Annotated in this window: 16 protein-coding genes; 4 read left to right on the forward strand and 12 right to left on the reverse strand. The window is 57.0% G+C overall.

What is annotated here, in order from left to right; genetic code table 11:
- The first annotated feature begins 328 nt into the window (after nt 1–328).
- Nucleotides 329–604, forward strand: a complete 276-nt coding sequence (locus ACUN0E_RS17530; protein ID WP_445567409.1) for a DNA cytosine methyltransferase — start codon at nt 329–331, stop codon at nt 602–604.
- Between the two features lie 56 nt (nt 605–660).
- On the opposite strand, the gene ACUN0E_RS17535 is transcribed toward ACUN0E_RS17530, so the two are convergent.
- From ACUN0E_RS17535 to ACUN0E_RS17590, 12 genes are all read right to left on the reverse strand, one after another.
- Complete coding sequence (locus ACUN0E_RS17535) at nt 661–1,344, reverse strand: hypothetical protein (protein ID WP_445567410.1); 684 nt, start codon at nt 1,342–1,344, stop codon at nt 661–663.
- On the reverse strand, nt 1,341–3,515 hold the full coding sequence (locus ACUN0E_RS17540; protein ID WP_445570466.1) for a tetratricopeptide repeat protein: 2,175 nt from the start codon (nt 3,513–3,515) through the stop codon (nt 1,341–1,343). Before ACUN0E_RS17540 ends, ACUN0E_RS17535 begins: the two co-directional genes overlap by 4 nt.
- A gap of 152 nt (nt 3,516–3,667) precedes the next feature.
- The gene (locus ACUN0E_RS17545) at nt 3,668–4,357 is read right to left on the reverse strand and encodes a hypothetical protein (RefSeq protein ID WP_445567411.1); all 690 of its coding nucleotides are present in this window, start codon (nt 4,355–4,357) and stop codon (nt 3,668–3,670) included.
- 7 nt (nt 4,358–4,364) lie between these two features.
- Nucleotides 4,365–5,435 (reverse strand): SPFH domain-containing protein, encoded by a 1,071-nt coding sequence (locus tag ACUN0E_RS17550; protein ID WP_445567412.1) that lies wholly within the window; start codon nt 5,433–5,435, stop codon nt 4,365–4,367.
- Nucleotides 5,436–6,104: 669 nt separating this feature from the next.
- Nucleotides 6,105–6,401 carry a helix-turn-helix domain-containing protein gene (locus tag ACUN0E_RS17555; protein ID WP_445567413.1) on the reverse strand — a complete coding sequence of 99 codons (297 nt, stop codon included), beginning with the start codon at nt 6,399–6,401 and terminating at the stop codon, nt 6,105–6,107.
- A 123-nt stretch (nt 6,402–6,524) separates the two neighbouring features.
- Nucleotides 6,525–6,992 (reverse strand): hypothetical protein, encoded by a 468-nt coding sequence (locus ACUN0E_RS17560; RefSeq protein WP_445567414.1) that lies wholly within the window; start codon nt 6,990–6,992, stop codon nt 6,525–6,527.
- 813 nt (nt 6,993–7,805) lie between these two features.
- Nucleotides 7,806–9,356 carry a transposase gene (locus ACUN0E_RS17565; RefSeq protein ID WP_445567415.1) on the reverse strand — a complete coding sequence of 517 codons (1,551 nt, stop codon included), beginning with the start codon at nt 9,354–9,356 and terminating at the stop codon, nt 7,806–7,808.
- Nucleotides 9,357–9,418: 62 nt separating this feature from the next.
- The gene (locus tag ACUN0E_RS17570) at nt 9,419–10,015 is read right to left on the reverse strand and encodes an IS607 family transposase (RefSeq protein WP_445567416.1); all 597 of its coding nucleotides are present in this window, start codon (nt 10,013–10,015) and stop codon (nt 9,419–9,421) included.
- Nucleotides 10,016–10,213: 198 nt separating this feature from the next.
- Nucleotides 10,214–10,993: a metallophosphoesterase gene (locus ACUN0E_RS17575; RefSeq protein WP_445567417.1), complete on the reverse strand. Its 780-nt coding sequence runs from the start codon at nt 10,991–10,993 to the stop codon at nt 10,214–10,216.
- Between the two features lie 809 nt (nt 10,994–11,802).
- A complete protein-coding gene (locus ACUN0E_RS17580; RefSeq protein ID WP_445567418.1) occupies nt 11,803–12,015 on the reverse strand; it encodes a BPSL0761 family protein in 213 nt (70 codons plus the stop codon).
- A gap of 584 nt (nt 12,016–12,599) precedes the next feature.
- Nucleotides 12,600–12,911: a hypothetical protein gene (locus tag ACUN0E_RS17585; protein WP_445567419.1), complete on the reverse strand. Its 312-nt coding sequence runs from the start codon at nt 12,909–12,911 to the stop codon at nt 12,600–12,602.
- Between the two features lie 187 nt (nt 12,912–13,098).
- The gene (locus ACUN0E_RS17590) at nt 13,099–13,332 is read right to left on the reverse strand and encodes a DUF6471 domain-containing protein (protein WP_144140741.1); all 234 of its coding nucleotides are present in this window, start codon (nt 13,330–13,332) and stop codon (nt 13,099–13,101) included.
- Nucleotides 13,333–13,513: 181 nt separating this feature from the next.
- On the opposite strand from ACUN0E_RS17590, the gene ACUN0E_RS17595 reads away from it, so the two are divergent.
- The 3 genes from ACUN0E_RS17595 to ACUN0E_RS17605 are packed head-to-tail and all read left to right on the forward strand — an operon-like array spanning nt 13,514 to nt 18,193.
- Nucleotides 13,514–14,386, forward strand: coding sequence for a TnsA endonuclease N-terminal domain-containing protein (locus ACUN0E_RS17595; protein WP_445567420.1), 873 nt, complete (start codon nt 13,514–13,516; stop codon nt 14,384–14,386).
- Nucleotides 14,386–16,566, forward strand: a complete 2,181-nt coding sequence (locus tag ACUN0E_RS17600; protein WP_445567421.1) for a Mu transposase C-terminal domain-containing protein — start codon at nt 14,386–14,388, stop codon at nt 16,564–16,566. The genes ACUN0E_RS17595 and ACUN0E_RS17600 overlap by 1 nt, the downstream gene beginning before the upstream one ends.
- Nucleotides 16,550–18,193: an AAA family ATPase gene (locus ACUN0E_RS17605; protein WP_445567422.1), complete on the forward strand. Its 1,644-nt coding sequence runs from the start codon at nt 16,550–16,552 to the stop codon at nt 18,191–18,193. Before ACUN0E_RS17600 ends, ACUN0E_RS17605 begins: the two co-directional genes overlap by 17 nt.
- Nucleotide 18,194 lies beyond the last annotated feature (1 nt).

The raw sequence follows: 18,194 nt of genomic DNA on the forward strand, positions 1-18,194 counted from the left end.
CTGCAGCCGCTCCAGTTCATGGAGCAGGATGTCCATCTTATCTCCCTGAAGCATACCTGCTTGCACGTAGTTCGTGACTGCCGACGTCAACCCGTCGACGTCGGCGCGGAGCGTGTCAGCAGTAGCATTTGGTCGACAGAGCGGACTACAGAACCGATACACAAGGTTGATAAGCAGTCGGGTCGCATGAATCTCCTCTCGGCTAATTGCGATGGAGGGCTGTCCCCGATGATGGGGCAGCGCTTCATGCGCCAACGCTCCGATTGTGTGTAAAACTCGAAAAACTTGTACGTCGACAGTTGACATTGTTGCGGACACAGGACCTCCGTTGATTGAGATTCGTGTAGCGCGCATTTTTATCCGTGGCGTGACGTGGCCTGACAAAGCAAGCGTCCACGCCGTGCCCGACGGCGAAAACATGGTGATGAGCCTCGACGGAACCAGTCGTCACGTCACAGTTCGGGAAGCTGCGCAACTTCAAGGATTGTCGGACACATTCGAACTCCCGGGCTCGTGGTCCCAGGCCATGCGTCAACTGGGCAATGCTGTGCCGGTACAACTTGCTGCCGTCGCCGGGCTCTGGATCGCGTCGGCTCTAGGGTAGGCACGGCGCCGCGAAGCGCCGACTGTCCCGATCTCGATACGAACTGACAGAGCTACCTAGGCAACAGATCCGTTACTGAATTGCTGCTGGTCGACTGGCTCGACTCGGAGAAAAGGTATTGCTCCAGGTTTCGCGGCCACCATCTTGATTTCCGGTGCCTGCTTCGCGTTCGGACCAGGTGCGTGCATTCCGTTGCTCAGCCACGCAAGGACCTCTGCCTTGTCCACGTCTGGGACCGACACGAGTACCCGGCATGGCTCTGATCGTGACGCGGCCAGCTGGCCACTCAACTCCACGCTCTTCTGCAAATCAGGGCTCTTAGCGGCGAGCATGCTCTTGGGCAATCCGACTGTTGTCCCTTTCCAGGCGGTGACAGTCTGCGCGTTGCCCGAGCCATCAGCTTTGTTGAGGTTAGCCGTGTCGGTAACCACGGGTACGCCTGCACTGTGCAACGACTGCTCGAGAGCTTTGGCCTGAGCAAGGTCTTGCTCCTTACCATGGCGCCAGCCGATATAAGCACCTGCGGCACCGGCAAGCACCGCCGCATTTCTGCACGCCACGTCAGACCCACCCACCGCCTTGCAGAGTACGAGGCCAGCAATGGCTCCGACACCTGCGCCGACCACCCCTTGGGTAGCTGCATTCGACGGTCCATTTCCATCTGGCGCCGCGCAGCCGACCAACGAGGCCACAATGGTCCCAACAAGGATAGATTTCCCGAAAAGAATACGATTCTTCATTTTGATTGGCCGAGATCTTTAAGCTGTTGTTCGAGTTGCTGGTTCATGCTTCGTACATAAGCCGCGTCGCCCTGCGACGACTGCTCCCGAACGGCCGGACGCACCACTTGGGCGCTCTGCCTCACCTGCATATTGACGGCCGTGGGTCCGGCAACAGGAATGTTCAATGCCTGCTGGGATACCGCCGCGCTCACCTGCCGGATTGCGTCTGAGCGTCCCGTTGCGGCCTGCTCTTGCAGGAACGCCAATGTGCGGTCACGATTGCCCGTATAGTGGACCGCAACGCTCAGGGCCGCCTTTGCCTCCGGCAAATGGCCGCTTTCTGCCAGACTGCTCGCAAGATTGGCCCATGCCGCAGTGCGACGCGGAACGCGGTTCAGCACATTCGAAATCGTATCTATCGCATCCTGCTGCTGCCCTGCCTCTTCGAACGCATAGCCGAGGTTATTCAGTAACTCGATATCGGCTGGGTCGGCGGCAGTCCCGCGACGAAACGCGTCTATCGCCCCGGCATAGTTGTTCGCCTGTAGAGCCGCCTTTCCTTCGATGTTGGCTGCCCGCGCAGCGGCGCGATCTCGGTGCACGGCGCCTTGCATTCCGCCTTGCCCCAGTTTGTCGGCACTAGCATCGACAGACGTCCAGTCGTTTTGCGCGGCAGCGCTCAGCACCGCAAGCACCGGTTGCGAAAGATTCACCTGTGCCGACGTCGAAGCAACCTGAGCCGTTTGCGGCACCGCCTGCTCCTGATTTGTGTTGGCCTGCTGAACTGCTGGCGGCGTTTGCGCCTCATTCGTCGTAGAGGCAGCTGCATCGGTTAGTTGAGCCGATTCAGAAGCCGCAGCGGGCTGTTGAGTCTGCTGCTGAGGTGTAGCATCGGCGACCTGGGTTGCGTTCTGAACCTGTGCGGCGGACGGTTGGCTCAACGCCTCGTTTTGCGTCGCAGCAGTCTGATCGACGGGTGACTCTACCGATGCGTACGGTCGCTCGCGACGCTCGTTCAGCTTCTCGTGCAACAGGGGCGTGACAACCGCCGAAAGCGCGATAACCGAGGCGAGTGGGAGAATCACAGCGTCTTTTGCCGTGCCCGCAAACCACGAGCGGTCGGGGCGTTTGCATGCTTCGACCATCTTCAGGCGCTCGCTCTCTTCCAGGTTGGACGTATTTGCGGTGTCGAGCTTGCGCTGGGCAAGGATCGCCTTTCGCAGCTTGAGCGAGTAAGAGAGAATAGCTTGGCGGCGAAGTGCACCGTAAAGCAATGAACCAGCGAGGCCGACCCACAACAGTGAACTTTCCGGCATGTTGCCGATGCCGCCGCTCGCGCAGCTGACAGCAACCACGGCCCCGATAGCTGCCGCAGCCGACGGTACGAAACCGATGCGCACCGCGTGCTTGCGTGAGTGATCTTCAGGGGCAGCGTCTGCCACGAGATTCTGGGTAGAAGTGCCGTCAGTCCACACGTTATAGGCTTGGCCTTGAAACTCGTACACAACGTGGCACACAGGAATCAGTACGCGAGACGACTGCTTGCGCGTAGTCGCCTTCCAATGCCAATCTTTCTGACGGTCGCCCTGTGCGTGGCGCATGACGCCTGCTTCAATGACGTTGTTGACCAGGGCTTCGCCCCGCCCCGTGTAAGCGTCATTCGGCCGAATTCCGTAAGCTTCCACCTCAAATCCGCTGGTGAACGAGGCGCTGTAGTCCACAACCTCCCCGCCCATACGGCAGCGCTCGACAAGTCGAGTGGTGAGATTCAATGCTGAATCATTCAAGCGCGCTCCGCCGTATGTGAGAACGCTGAAATCGCCTGTATCCGCACCATTCACGGGACGCCAGTCCGTTACCGTCTTGGTCCTCGCTACAGGCCGTGAATTGCCTTTACTGTCGCGCACATAGTCTGTGTAGTGCTCGGTACGGTCGTATCCAAAACTCGCAGTCCACTGAGCCTCGTAGCTACCCGCGAAAGCGTACGCCGGCACAAAGAACTGCTCGATCTTCGTGAAGGTTGCATGCTCAAGAAGATTGTCCGGGGTGTATTTGCCTTCAGCCAGATGCTGAAAAACGGCGTCTTCAAGTTGATTCCGACTGACCGTTAAGGTGACAACCTGGTCCGGCGCCGCGTCGACCTCTTCGTCGTCCGCACGCGGAATTTCCGTAACCGCCGCGCAATACACGCACTTCAATGCACGCGCGCCAGCTGAATATTCTAGACTGGCGCCACAACCGCTACAAACTAGCTTCAATTCCCCGCCTTCCATACTTTCCCCGCAATTGGTCTGTTTGTTCTTTCTGACGAAACAATGACTGAGCCCTTGTTCGACTCAATTCAAGCGTGTGAACGAAGCGCAATCAGGGCTGACGTGTGCGCCGCGACCTTTGCTTGTAACCAGTTCAGCTTCGACGCAATCTCAGCGGCATCGCCCTGTCCGGCGCTCGCCTGTAAGGCGGAAATGGCGGTAACCACGTGCGACGCTTCGCCCTTGGCATCGATCGCGCGCGCCGAAGGCGCATAGCGGAATTCCTCCACAATCTGCTTGCAACGGATCTTTAGTGCCTCATCGCTCATTACGAGTGCCACCTCGTTGAGCGCGCTGGTCCAGACGCGGTACCGATCATCCTTCTCCTGGGTGATCTGCACATCATCTACGACCTTGCGCGTGACGTTGGTCAACAAAATGCCAACAATCAGCGACGCCAGGGCGAGAACCAGCAATGCCAATGCGATGGTCGGGAGGTTTGAGAGGCCTGCCGCCAGCGCCGCCAGAGACAAGATGAGCGTGAACACCGTGGTTACGCCCATCGGGCCGACGCCAGCAAGGCGTGCCGCTTGCGTCTTCACCGCAGGCGCGAATGCACTCGGCAGGTAAATGAGTGAACCCAAGGACAAAGCAACGGCCAGGATACTTGCGATGGTCGCCGTCGATTGTTTATCTGCCGGCACGAGGAGGTAAAGAATAGCGAGCGACGCCAGCACCACCACGACCGCCGCTGCGGCAAGATGATTTCGAATATTCATGTTGATATCAGGAGGCGAGAATTTTTTGTTTTTCAGACTCGATCTCCGAGTCGCTAAGGATCCCAGCGGCCTTCAGTTCAGCGAGTTCCTTCAACAGACGGATCCGCTCCGCCGCACCGATTCCCGCAGAAGGCGCAGCGCCACTCGGCGCCGACGTAGCTGGCGGCGGCGACTGAGGGGCTGGGGGCGGCGAGACCGGCTGCTGAATATTTTGCGCCATCTGCGCGAAGCCTTGACCGATCGCCGGCGCCATACCGAATCCGGCACCCACGCCAATGCCCGCTCCCATTAGCGTTCCAGCGGAGCCCTCATTTCCGGCCGCTGTTTCCATCACATTGAAGCTTCGCTCCTGCTGATACGTGAAGCCGATGATGCCCATTTCAGCGCGCTTCGCCAGGGCCGCCTTCAGCGTCTTGACCGCAGGGTCGTCCTCTGGAACATTGATTGAATGGATGTTGAACTGCGCAAGTCCCACGCCGTATTCAGCCATCTCGGCCGACAGCGACGTCTTCAGCGCCTCAGACAACATATCGAGCTGAGTGTTGATCTCCAGGATCGACACGCCTGCCCGGGTAATCGCATTCGCAATTTCGGTCTTGATGCGAGTAATGAACACGCCGCGAAAGTAATCTGCCAGTGTATCCGCATCGAATCCGGGCAGCGTACCGACGAGCTTCAGCAGGAACTTCTTCGGTTCGGTGATGCGCACGCCATATTGGCCAAACGCACGAACAGGAACCATGACCCCATACTTTGGGTCCTGAAGCTGGATCGAATCGGGTGTACCCCAGCGCACATCGAGGTTGGTGACACGATTTACATACCAGACTTCTGCGGTGAACGGCGATTTCCCGCCGAACGGTATTCCGATAAGAGTCCGCAGTCCCGGCAAGTTTTCTGTACTGAGGGTATGACGGCCGGCGCCAAACGGCCCCTCGTATACACCACCTCGTACGAGGTAGGCTTCCTGCGACTCGTTGACAACCAGCTGCGTCCACGTGGACAGCTCTTCTGACGGAAACTTCCAGGCAAGCAGGTTGGGACTTCCACTCCACTTGACTAAATCAATGATGGCCATTTCTATTTTTGTTCGCGCTGATACAGCTAATTTACCTACTGACTCTCAGTTTCCGCAGGTCTTCAATCGCGCCCCGTCGGTATTCACGGATGCCAGTGCTTTTGTGGAGGCTATTAAAACTTGTAGCTCGCCTGTCTAACGGCACAAAACGTCAAGACTTTAGCGATTTTGGGGATTTTTTTGCCTCTGAAACATCCCAAAAACCGAAGTCATTTCGCTCAGTAGCGTCGAATTTTCAGCGCGGATTCACGCGAAGCGCAGCATCTATCTCGATGAAGTTTTGTCGCGCAAACGTTTCACATACGATTTCCTGTGGATTTCGGAAATACCTTCCGTTCAAGCTCCAGGCACTTCGTCGCCGAGATCTCCCAGTGCCGCGCTCCTCGGGGCGACTCAACGCTGGACCATCCAGTAACAGTCAGACGCGAAAGCGAAGCACGATGGGGCAAAGTTCTCTCGAGCAGACTCGAAGGCGGGCAACCACGTCCGAGTTGAGCATCTTCGCCAAGATCTTGGGACTCGTCAGACTGTTGCTCCGAACAGCAAGCGCGATCCGCATCTCACAGGCAGTCATTTCCCAATGTACATATATTCCTGCCGACACTCATTCGCGACTACCACGGCGACACAAGGAACTACCGGACCTTCTGGCATTCTCTCTTGCCATTGTCAACTCTTCCGGCGGACAGGCAATCCTTCAAGCTCCCTGTCGTAGAGTCTCATGCGCTCAGAAGCCTCCACCATTCTATTAAGTCCCTTCTTCTGTGTAGTCTTGCTCTCTTCTTTGTACGCCAGTACAGCTGCTCGCAGTATCCGTCGATGTCCCACTTGGGTGTAACGGACCCCATCCAGCTTGCCTTCATCAATAAGCGTATTCAGGTGCGTGCGGGAAACGCGAAGAATTTTCGCGGCTTCAGAAATGGTCATCGCATCGTGATCTGAATCGGGATTTTGTTTGCGGCCCAAAGGAGCCTCCACTTAAAAAGACCGAATGTCTCAAAACTCAAACATCCCGCAGTCGTCGAGAGCGATGGCGCCTCGCGATCGGCATGACCGTGCAAACGAACATGAGTAATCGCCCGCGCACATTCATGAGCCTGCAATTCTCGGATACATCGCTCTGAGGAGTTTCAGCATGATTTCCCAGACTCCTTCGCCCTTGCCGCACGAAACGGGACCAACGTCCTGACGCGGCGCACCCTTCAGGAGGACTCCGGCTGAAGCAACATTGGTTTCGAAAACGATATCAAACCGGGCCACAGGTTCGCCCCGCGCGTGTTCCGAACAGGCTATCCGCTCGACGAAAACCGTCATCAGCCGTTCAGGTTCCGCTGCGGGGTCAATCGGAAAATGAAATCGAGACGACGCCCTCAAATCTTCAATCAGGCAGAGCAGACACTTGCCCGCGTCGTTAAACGGCAGCGCCTCGTGAGCGCACCACGCCCGACTTCCTGCTCTGGTAGAAAGTACCGGCAGATCAATCGACCCGCCAAGATACTCGCCGACATGCGCCCGCGCTGCCCATATCACTAATTCGCGTTTGTCGGCCGCATTCATACTGCAGCCTCCAGTGTCAGCCAAATATTGATACAAGGCCGCGCGAGGACAGCGACGATCGCGCCAGACACTCGCTGATTCGAGATGAGTCTACGTATCTGTGCCACGTCGAGCTCGCGACCGTTTTCTGCTCGCGTCCCGCCGCAGATCATAGAGTGCATCTCTGAGACAACGTTTGAAGATTCGCCCTATTTCGAAAGACGAACTGGTCATCAAGTCGACGAATTCTCGTGGACGCATCTCCTTGATCTCGGCGATAGCTCCTCCCCGCCGCAACGCATTGTCCAACTCGCGCGAAAGCCATCGCAAGTTCACATCACGAGGGCTCATGCGTTTGCGTTTACGTTCAGCCGTCATCGTCACCTCATACCCAAGAACATGGTTCAGCGCGCAGTTGGTCGGTCGACTCAGACCATACGAATTTCCGGCATGTGGCGTCAGAGAAGATGCGCTCCCGAACATATTGAAGCATGAAACCTACTAGCCTCCCTCTGCATCCGCAGGTGGTGTCAAGCATCCGTCGCTTCGGGACGAATCCATGGTCCGCTCCGCCTCCGGGACCGGATTTCGCCAGTCCGGGCATAGCTGCTCCGTAATGTCAGACCAGCTTGATATCTCGCAGATGCTCCGCACGCGGTTCCATACGTACTCGGCATCCTTCCTAAAACCGGCCCGACCCAATAGCCAATACTGTCGGCCACTGGACGTCATTCCCAATCTTGTGCGCGAGTCAAACGAGACGATGGGCGTACCTACACGACCATCGTAGTAAATAGTGTCGAACCCAACGAAATAGCGATTCCCACCGCTAACTTAATGGTGCACAAATCTGCACATGCAGATTGTTATCGCAGGGGTAACGGTAGTCCCTGCTGAGGGGGACAGCGTTGCCGCCGTCGCCCGTGGTACCTGTTGCACTCCGGGCGGCTTGCCGCCCCGGGTGACGAGCCACTGCCCGCGCACCACACCTCTGTACGCTGCATGAACACTGCGCCAGGCGGCCACACGCGAATCTCCCGCTATCCTTGCAGGTAGCTCGAGGGCGTGGTGACTTCCCCGCACCGGAACACGGACAGCCGTGCCGGCGCGTGGCAGACGTTCAGTCAACTTCTGTCCGCGACGGGCGATGACACCCGCAGCGGCAGCATGCACACTCCAGCCCCGTCGCGCTGCGTATTTCACCGCACCGATGGTCGACGTATAGGCCGGGTCAATCAGGATCAGCTCGACTCCCGTACGGAAGCACTTCGCCTCGAGCAGTTGCCGGTATTTTGCGTAGAGTAGCCCCGAGAGCATCCGCGCGCCCTTCGGGCTGAGCTGCGTCATCGCTTTCTTCTTCGCCGTGAAGTCGAGATCCTCAGCGACGATGGGTTTCAGTTCGTCCTTCGCCCATGCCACGGCCTTCTTCAACGCGTCGGAGAGCACCGCCTCACGCTGGCCCGACGTGGCGTCTTCGCGAAGCAGCGCAAAGCGCCGGGTCGATTTCAGGTTGCCAGATGGGTCGGTCTCCGTGACCGCCAGATGATCGACGTTAAAGTCGATCCCGACGACACCGTACTGCGCGCCCAGCGTGACGCGGTGCGCCCGCGCGTGGTTGAACGAGACGAATGCCCGCCAGTGCCGTCCGTCCCAGTGCAGACGCCAGCTCAGGGCAGTATTCGCATCCAACGCCTCATCCAGCGCTGCACGGTCGTGGTTGAATGTCACGCCGTTGATGACGAGATACTTCCGCTCGCCCCTGTTACGCAGGCAATCGGGCACGCGGACCTTGAGCTGGTAATGACCGTCTGCCGTTTGCCGGAGCTGGCAAAGCTGATTACCGGCCGTTTCGTCCTTCGAACCGACAAAATACACCTGATGCGAGCGGCTCTCCTGCCAGGCACGCAGCCACGCGTCGCGGTCCCTGAAACCTGCCAGCGCGAGGTGATGCTGCTGGGCGAACAGCTTGCGTGTTCCGAAGCAGATACCCGGTGCGTTCGCGGCAAGCCGGCGCTCAATCCGGGCGAGCTTCGCCTGCAGGCGCGACAGCGCCACCCCATTGCGATGCACCGTGTGACGCAGCTTCGCCTCGCGCCGCGGATTCATACGCAGTCGGTCTGCGGCGATATCGACGAGCCTGGCGCGTCGCGCCTCGAGCTGGCGCTTTTGCCGGCGTATCCCCTTCAGCAGGTCCTTGCGCTCCGCGTCCAGTAGTTCCCGTGTGCCATCGAGCATCCCCTGCAGTCCAATCGCAATTGCGTTGAACATCCGGGCGGAGATGCCGTGCTCCCGGCAGAACGCCGTCTTGTGGGACTTCGCCTTGCCGCCCTGGGCGGCAATGCGCGCGTAGAGCTTGCGCTTCATCGAACCGTGCAGCGCGGCCATCTGGTCGAGCGTCTGCGCATCATGCGATGACAGGTTCAGGCGGGCCTGGGTGGTCGACTGCATCAGGCGGTCAGCGCTCGAAGATTCTTTCGGCTGCGTGAGCCGTACAGCCGGGAGGAAAAGACCGTCAGGATTTCGACCAGGTCTTCGGTGAGCTGCTGCTCACGGCTGACGTCGGGTACCGCATCAAGGACGACGACCTCGACGTGAAAGAATTCACATATCCGGAACAGCAACTCACTGCCGAAGCGCAGAAGGCGGTCTTTCATGACCAGCACGAGACGTGCTACGCGTCCACGAAGAATGTCAGACATGAGGCGCTCGAGCCCTTTCTTGCGGTAGTTCAGGCGGCTGCCCAGGTCGGTAACGACCTCGATACCGGTGAAACCTGCGTCAATGCAGTGGCGCTCGAGCCGGGCCGCCTGCGTCTTCAGCTGTTCGGCCTGGTCGTGCGAGGAAACACGGGCGTAGCAGACGGTCCTGCCTGCGACAGCTGGCTCAGCGCCCAGAGCGGCGCGTACCGTGTCACGCTGGTATCGCCGATGGCCACCGACAGTGCGGCCGAAGGGCACCAGCAAGCCCTGTCGATGCCAGCGTCGCAGCGTGCCTACCCCTACGTCCAGTTCTGCCGCCGTCTCGCCAATTGATAGAAGTCGCATCCGATATCCCCACGAAGATACCTCGTGTAGAACCCGTTTTTAAACGCGATGGTCAGGTTTGTGCGGACTCAACGCTTACTGCTGCAAACCCTCTACTTCCCGAATCGACCAGCACTCGAGCGCGCTCTCGGGGCATTCATCAACATCAGCACCTAAATAGATTGACATCACTTCCTCCGAGGATTCGCTGTTTCACCGCTAGAGTTCTATGACGAGCGAGGGGTTGAAACTGGCGTTCTCATATGGCACGTCCGGGTTGTCGTGGTTCTTGCCCGGGCGCCCTCGCGGATTGCAGATCACGCGACAATCACCTATGTGGTAATCGCTCGACGCGAGAATATGCCCGTGTACCCAAAAGTTCGCCTTGATCACCAGAAGTTCGACGTTCGAGGCGTGCGCGGCGGCGAGATAGTGCTCACGTTTTCCTTGAGGGATCGACAGCCCAGATGGAGTGTGATGCGTAACAACGACCGTTTTTCCTGGAAAGTTCTCGTCAAGACGCTCGCTCAGCCAACGGAGAGTCCGATGCTGATGCTCACGCGCGTCTTCAGGCCTAAAAACCCGACTCCACTCTTGCCTGATTCGCTTGTGCTTTATCATCGCTGCGCCGGCGGCACGCATGGCGTCGTCAAGCCGCAATGGATAGAAGCTGTAGTCTGTCCAAAGGGTCGCACCGAGGAATCTTACGTTTCCAAGAACGAGCTCATCGTCCTGCAAAAAACGCACTGATGTTCTCTGCGAACGCTCGCGGAGTTCCGTCAACAGTCGCTGATAGTTGTGCCCATGCAGTTCCTGATTTCCGGTGACATAAACGACAGGGACACGACAGTCGCCGTACAGGTCGATAGCTCTGCAAGCCTCGTGGATGTCGCCAGCAAGGACGAGTACATCTGTTTCACGCGTTACTTGAAGTGGACCAGCCAGATCCGCACGATGTGCAATCTCATGATGAAGGTCAGACGCAATCTGGATTTTCACTTTTCCATCCTCCATGCACGCTGTGGCGCGAACACTTGCACGGTCCGACTCTGCGTCCCGTTTTCACTTTTCTCGATGCAGTGCCTTAACGCGAGTCAAATCCATCCCTCGCCGCAAAGGCGCGGCGCGCACCATGAGTTGCACCTCCTCATCTGTGATCCCCCACAGCTGGCAGCAACGGACGGCGTTCGCGACGGATTCGATCTGCGTCTTGCTTGAGCAACGTGGCCAGACGACGCAAACGACGACGCCTCCTCGAGACATGCCCTGCGGCTGCATCCGCAAACGCGCGACGTATCAATATCCGCCAATAGAATTTGTGCTCTGCGCGAAGACCTCGTTTCGGTTCACGACCTTCTCGACGGCATCGCATGATCGTTTGTCGATATGTGATTTCCGTTAGCAAACGGGCAGACCGGTCGAACGCCAGCGATACAGCCAGGATTGTATGGCGCAGATTCTTTGTGAACGAGGGCTCACGCAGTTTGACCCTGCGCCTCTTCGAAGACCTTTGACGCGGCGACTTCATGCGGGGCCTCTTTGACGTCACAAGCGTGCGCCGGATGCCGCCATGCGGCTCGAGGTCCTGTTTAACCACCGACCTATCAATTGCATCGACGCTGAGAGGCGTGCGTTCGTCGCTGGCCGCCTGCGCAGGAATCTTTCGAATCACGTTTCCCCCGAACATCGCTCGCCTGGCCGAAGCCACGGTAAAACGTCCGAGCGCCTCTGTTAAGCACAAACCGGCAGACGCCGCATGCGTTGCAGCAGGTTTTCCTCGCGCTGGTTAAGATCCAGAAATGACATGTTCATGCATCGCCGGTTGCGTCGGGGTCCGCCCAAATGCCGGGAGCAAAGCCCGCTGAAAGATGGAGATCAATCGGCTCGGGGAAATGCCGAAGCAATCTTCGAGACAGGGCCCGGAATTTCCCCAGATCAACGTTGTCTGGCGCTGCCGCCAGATCGGTGAGTAGTTGACGCGCGCCTATTACTGAACGCGTGCGCTCGTAGGGAAGAGTCATCTACGCTCCTTTCTGGTACCGGAAGAAGTTCCTTGTAAAAGCCATGTATGCCCTGCGGTGTACGAACGTGAGCCGGAGTCCTCAATCAGTGGAACCGCTTACTTCATTTGGACTGCCGCTGTCGTTGAGGTCGTCATTCGCAAGCGGACGTGCGTTCCTCCAATCTGGCACGAGGTCGCGAGTGACATCGGTCCACACTTCGATTCCCCAAGCCTTGGACGCGATGCGCCAAACGTACTCGCCGTCCGAATCCCGCCCCGCCCGCCCGACCAGGTGATACTTGCTTCCACTAGCCGTCGTTCCGGTGCGTGTCACTGGGTCGAAGAGCCTGATCGGGGTACTCACGCGCCCATCGCAGCGAAGAACGTCGTACCCGACAAAATGCCGCTCGCCCTTATCTGACCGGCGGATTGACCACCGTTCAAGCAGAACCATTTCAGCACTGGATGTCACGTAAATGGACACGTTCCGTCTCCTGGAAAAGCCGAGTCTGCATACACGGGTCGACAACGGAAAGGCAGGCCGACTCCATGTTCGCCTAGACGGCCTCCGTCACTGCTGCTTGGTTCCGGCCAACTCTGGGGTCAATCCAGCTTCAGACGCCTCACGATGGCCTTACAAAGAAATTCTTCGTCCGTGGAGAGAATGACTATGGACGCAGCTTCAGATTCTGTACTCGCTCGGGTGGCATCAGACCTGACAGCATGTTTGTCTGCATGATGAGTGTCAGCTTCGACCTTCTTATCTGACTTACTATGCTTCATCCAGAGCCGCTCAGGCGTTGCGACGGCAACAATCTCTTCCGCAACCTGCGTGTTGAGCCCTCCAGCAAGAAATGTGACCCTGGACTTTGGATCAACCTCGCTGAGTATCTCAATGAGCTCGAAAACTGTCATGGCATCAGTTCCAAAACGAACCATCAACATAATTCGTATACCTAATTATTTATTCGTCGAACAACCGATTCGAATCTCGCGATCATCGTCCCGCAGCTCGGCACCTCAATCGTCACTTCTCTCTGCAGGAACCTCGAATTGCAGTCACGATACCAACGGTTTGCCAATTTCTGGTTTGCCCAGCGCGTCATTCCCCGATGTCGGTCAGATCGATATGGACCGCTGGCCGGCGCAGCGCTTTCATGCACTGCAGGAAAAAAACGAACGTGAATGCGCCACGCGAAATCTTGTTCGCGATCGAGCGCTCGGTTTCCTCGACCCCAAGTCCCTCCAGCAACACAGCCAGTTGTTTATAGCCAATCTGTCTGCGCACGAGCTCAGCCCGAAGCAAACGCTTTGCTTCACGGTTCCAGTCAATCATTGACAACACACCGGACGAAAAACGCGAGTATCGCTCGCACTTTCGTCACGGCCATCCTATAATCTCACATGTGAGATTATTACGCCACATAAAAGATTTATGTTTTTTCGTATAACCATTTAAGTGGCTTACGAAATTCGTTGTCTACACAGCACTGAAGCCATGCGCCTTCTGCGCGGCAATGAAACGTACTGGAGTAGGAGAAATGGGGCGCGGTCCAAAAAAGATGACGGAGGCACTCATCAAGGAGTGGCAGATTGAAGGACGGGGCCAAGGGCAGGGTGCTAACTACAAACCGTGGCTGGAAACGTTTGACCTCTCATCAATAGGGCGCGTCAGCCGGCCATACAGTCCAAAGTGCGAACGCAGCGTACATCTGTTGTCAGATGTCGAAACGAATACTTTCTATGCTCTCGAGTGGTCCCAGCGCGTCACCGGCATCCGGGAGGAGTTCCCGCTCGACCGCGGACTTACGCTCGAAATCGCCGCCGCCCTTGGTATCGCTCACCCGTATTACCCCGGGACTAAAGTCCCCACGGTTATGACGGTCGATTTCCTGGTCGATTTCCTTGATAACGACCAGAATCGCCTTGAGGCGTGGGACTGCAAACGGACAGAAGACTCTGAAGATCCACGTAAGATCGAGAAGCTGCAGATCACGCGGACGTACTTCGCCGGGATGGACATCCCGCATCGCCTCGTCTTCCACTCCGAACTACCGATGCAAAAAATCCGTAACATCGAGTGGATTCGCGGAGGCATGCTAAAGACTGGCGAGGACGAGCGGTACGCGGGTGCCCTACGCGAGCAATCGCTCATCATGTCTCACGACCTGGCCGGATCAACCAGAAACCAGCCACTTCAGGAGTACTGCCGGGGATTTGAGATTCGGCAGGGACTGAATCCGGGGGAAGGCCTTCGCGTTGCAAAACTGTTGATGTACGAGCGCGTCCTGATTTGTGACTTGAGCAACCCTAACCTAGCCAGCGCTCCCCTAGCGACCTTCCGCTGTACCTTCACGCCGGAAAACCTCCGAGCGATGGGAGGTCGATAATGGTGCTCCTGAAGAACGACCTGTACCACAACGAAGCGGGGACTCGCTATCGGCTACTTCACATCACGCCTGAAACTGATGAAGCCTGGGTCATCAATGTGACTGACGAGGCTACTTGGCCGAGGCAGTGTTCCTATGCCGCCCTGCTCGACGACATGGACAAGCAGAAATCGGCTCTGGTGACGAGCACTGGCCAACGGAGTGTGTCTGAATACACGGACGCGGCGAAAAAGAGGCGCAAGGAGGCGTTGAACATCATTAACCCGCTTCTTGCTAGTCCCGCGATATTTGACCCGAAACTGCGAGGCCCACTGGTTTCAGCGCGCGCTGAAGCGACAGGCGCGTCGAAGACGACAATTAACAAATACTTGCGTGATTACTGGCGCGGCGGCCAGACTCAGGACGCCCTGATACCCAGATTTCCTGACATTGGCCTCAACCAGCCCCAGGCTACCAACGCCCGGGGACGTCGTCCGTCTGACGATCGCTACGAAATCTATCAGATGAGCCGTAGCGTTGACGACAAGCACGTCATCGCTGCCGTCAAAGAACACTTTCTGGACGGTGAAGTCCCTACGCTCCAGCACGCGTTCCAGGAAATGCTGAAAGAGCACTATTCCTATCAAGATGGGAACGGCGAGAGCTACATCAAACCGTCCGGCGAACGCCCTTCCTATCGACAGTTCTACACAGTCGTCAAACGCTGTTTCTCACTCGAGACAATCTTACGTCGAAAGAAAGGGAACAAGGACTTCGAGCGGGATCACGACCAGCGGATTGGCAGCGCGCTCTATGAGGCAATCGGTGTCGGGTATATCTACGAAATCGATGCAACCATCGCCGACGTGTTCTTAGTCGCGCAGGCGGATCGGGGGAAAATTATCGGCAAGCCGACTATGTATCTCATCTACGACAGGTACAGCCGTCTTTGCGCTGGCTTCTATGTCGGTTTGGAGCATCCTGGCTGGGAAACTGCGGTACAGGCAATCCTGAGCCTGGCTGAGGACAAGGCTGCGCTTTGCCACAAGTACGGCGTCCCCTACGACCCTCTCGACTGGCCGGCGGACAGAATTTTCCCGCAAAAATTCCTCGGCGACTGCGGCGAAATGATTTCCCGTAACAGCAACCGTATATGCGACGGGATGGAGAGCACGATTTCGAACGCGCCACCACTCTCCCCACAAAACAAGGGGACGGTGGAATGCGGATTCAAACTGATTCACGCTTCGATAGCTCCTGCGACACCTGGATACGAACCACCTTCGAACGTGATGCGGCGTCGTGGGAAGCACTACGACAGTGATGCATGTCTTACGCTTGATGAGTTTACCGCAATCATCCTGCGCGCGATTATTTCTCATAACCGACGTGAGATGAAGAAATATGCGCTAGACCCGACGGCCGCCCTCCGCGGAGTCAGCCCAGTTCCACGCGAAATCTGGGAGGACAACGTCATCTACAGCGCAGGCGTCATTTCACGCTACAGCGAAGAGTATCTGCGCCTTCAGTTGCTTCCCCGCGACAAAGCGACTGTCACCGACCAAGGCATCTTGTTCAAGGGCTGCTTTTATTCATGCGCCGACTTGGAGAAGAAGGGATGGTTCGTGAGCGCGGCGAACCGAGGAAGATCTGACGTTGACGTTTCCTACGACCGCCGACTTGTTGATTCCATAGTCGTCCACGACCCGCAGGACGCCCGCAAGTCATATTCGTGCGGGCTGACCACTACAAGTGAATCTTATCGCGGTTACTCGTACGCGGAGGTGAAATACGTGCAGACGACTGTGAAGCGGATTCTGCAAGAGGGTGAAGACAATGCGCTTCAGGAAAAAATCAATCTCAAAAAATTCATCTCCGACATCGCACAACCCGCACATGCTGCGATGAAACAGGCAACGAAAGGAAAGTCGCGCTCCTCCCGTAAGGCGGACATCGCCGCTGACCGTGAGGCTGAGAAACGAGTTCGCAGACAAAGTGAGGCAACCAGCCCCTCATCTCCGCAACCGGTAATGGCTGTTTACAGCCTGCCAGATAATGTCGTCCCGATGCCAGACCGTTCTGCAACCGTAGCCGTGTTGCCCCCCCCAATGAAAACGGGCGAAACGCAAGTCAGACCGCTTTCAATTCAGGAAAAGCTACGACTGAAGAAACAGGAGATGCTCGGTGATATCACAAAATAATGCAGTTTCAACAGCCGTAACCGCAGTTTATACGGAACAGCGAATTCCCCGGTATCGCAACAATCCACTCATTGCGGCGTTGCCCCCGGCTCTCGACGACGACGCGCTCGGAGAGTATTTGCACGCGCTGCCCTCTTTCGAAAAGGAGCAACGCGAGTGGCCGCCGTTCGAGAGACTGCATCTTGTCGCGGAACTTTCATCGTTCATGTCCCCCCTTCAGCGCCATGTCGTGCTCGGGTGGGCCCTGGATACTATGCTCCGGCAAGGATATGTCGGCCGAACACCAAGAACTGCGGCGCATGTCCAGGTGTTTCAAAAGCTTTATGAAGCCCAGCAAGCTGGCAAGGCGTTCAGTCCGGTCGACGACCTTAAGCATGTTACGTCCCAAAACTCGAGTGCGCTGATCGGTGTATCCGGCCAAGGCAAAACTACGACTCTGAGACGCCTGATGAGACGTTACCCTCAGGCGATTCACCACCCTGACCTCGATATAACGCAGATAACCTATATTCATATTGAAACGCCGGCTGACGGGGCATCAATCAAGGGTCTTGCTCATTCGATTCTTCGAAAAATTGACCAGTTGGTTCCAGATGGCAACTACTACCAGAAATACGGTAAAGGCACCATGTCTGTTGAGACAATCCTGAACCATGTTGCCCGGGTAATGCATATGCATTGCGTCGGACTTCTCATCGTTGACGAAGTGCAAAATCTCAGGCATGGCGGCAAAAACATGCAAAAGCTAATGGCTGTCCTCGTGTCAGCCTCCAATGAGCTTGGTGTTCCAATCCTGTTCGTAGGTACAAATAGGGCCATCAAGGTACTCGGCCTCGATTTCAGCCAGGGTCGGCGCTCCGTAGGCAGCGGCTTCCCCGAGTGGGGCCACCTTTCTGCTAGCCATGACCTTAAGGAGCCCCTCGAGTGGGAAGACTTCATTACGACGCTATGGACATTTCAATGGCTGAAGAATCCTGTCGAGCTCACCCAGGCGCTCGCCGACCTGCTGTTTTACTATAGCCAGGGAATCATCGACATCGCAATCAAGCTCTTCGCCTGCTGCCAGTGGCAAGCAATCATTGATGGGAGCGAAACAATCACGGCTCAAACGTTTGAGTTCGTCTGGAATCGCGACTTCACCCGGGTTCAACCGATGATCGACGCATATCGCTCGGGCGATGCCACTCTGCTTGACCAGTACGGCGACATTGCGCCCGTCAAGTTTTCCAACCTGCTCGACGGCGCTCTGAACAAATTCGAGGGCCTACGCAACCAGAAGGCATCAGTAAGGCCCGGCCACCAGGACTTCGCTCCGGCCATTGCCTCCGCGCTGGTAAGTATTGGCGTGGACAAGGACCGTGCGTTGAACATCGCAGACGCTGTCGAGGCACAAGGAAAGGCAGATACCGTCCTTGATGGGGCCAAAGCTGCAATTGAGCTGATAAAACCGCACAAGAGTACAAGGCGCGCGAAGGCTAAAACTGCAAGCAGTGTCGCCCAGGAGCTCGCTCCGGATGACTATCGCAAAGCAATTAACGACTCAATCGTCAAAGGCAATACGATTTTCGAAAATCTACGCAGCATGGCCGCTGTCTGCAATCTGGATTCTTTGCTCGAACTGGAGTAGA

This window comes from Paraburkholderia sp. D1E (assembly GCF_052682275.1).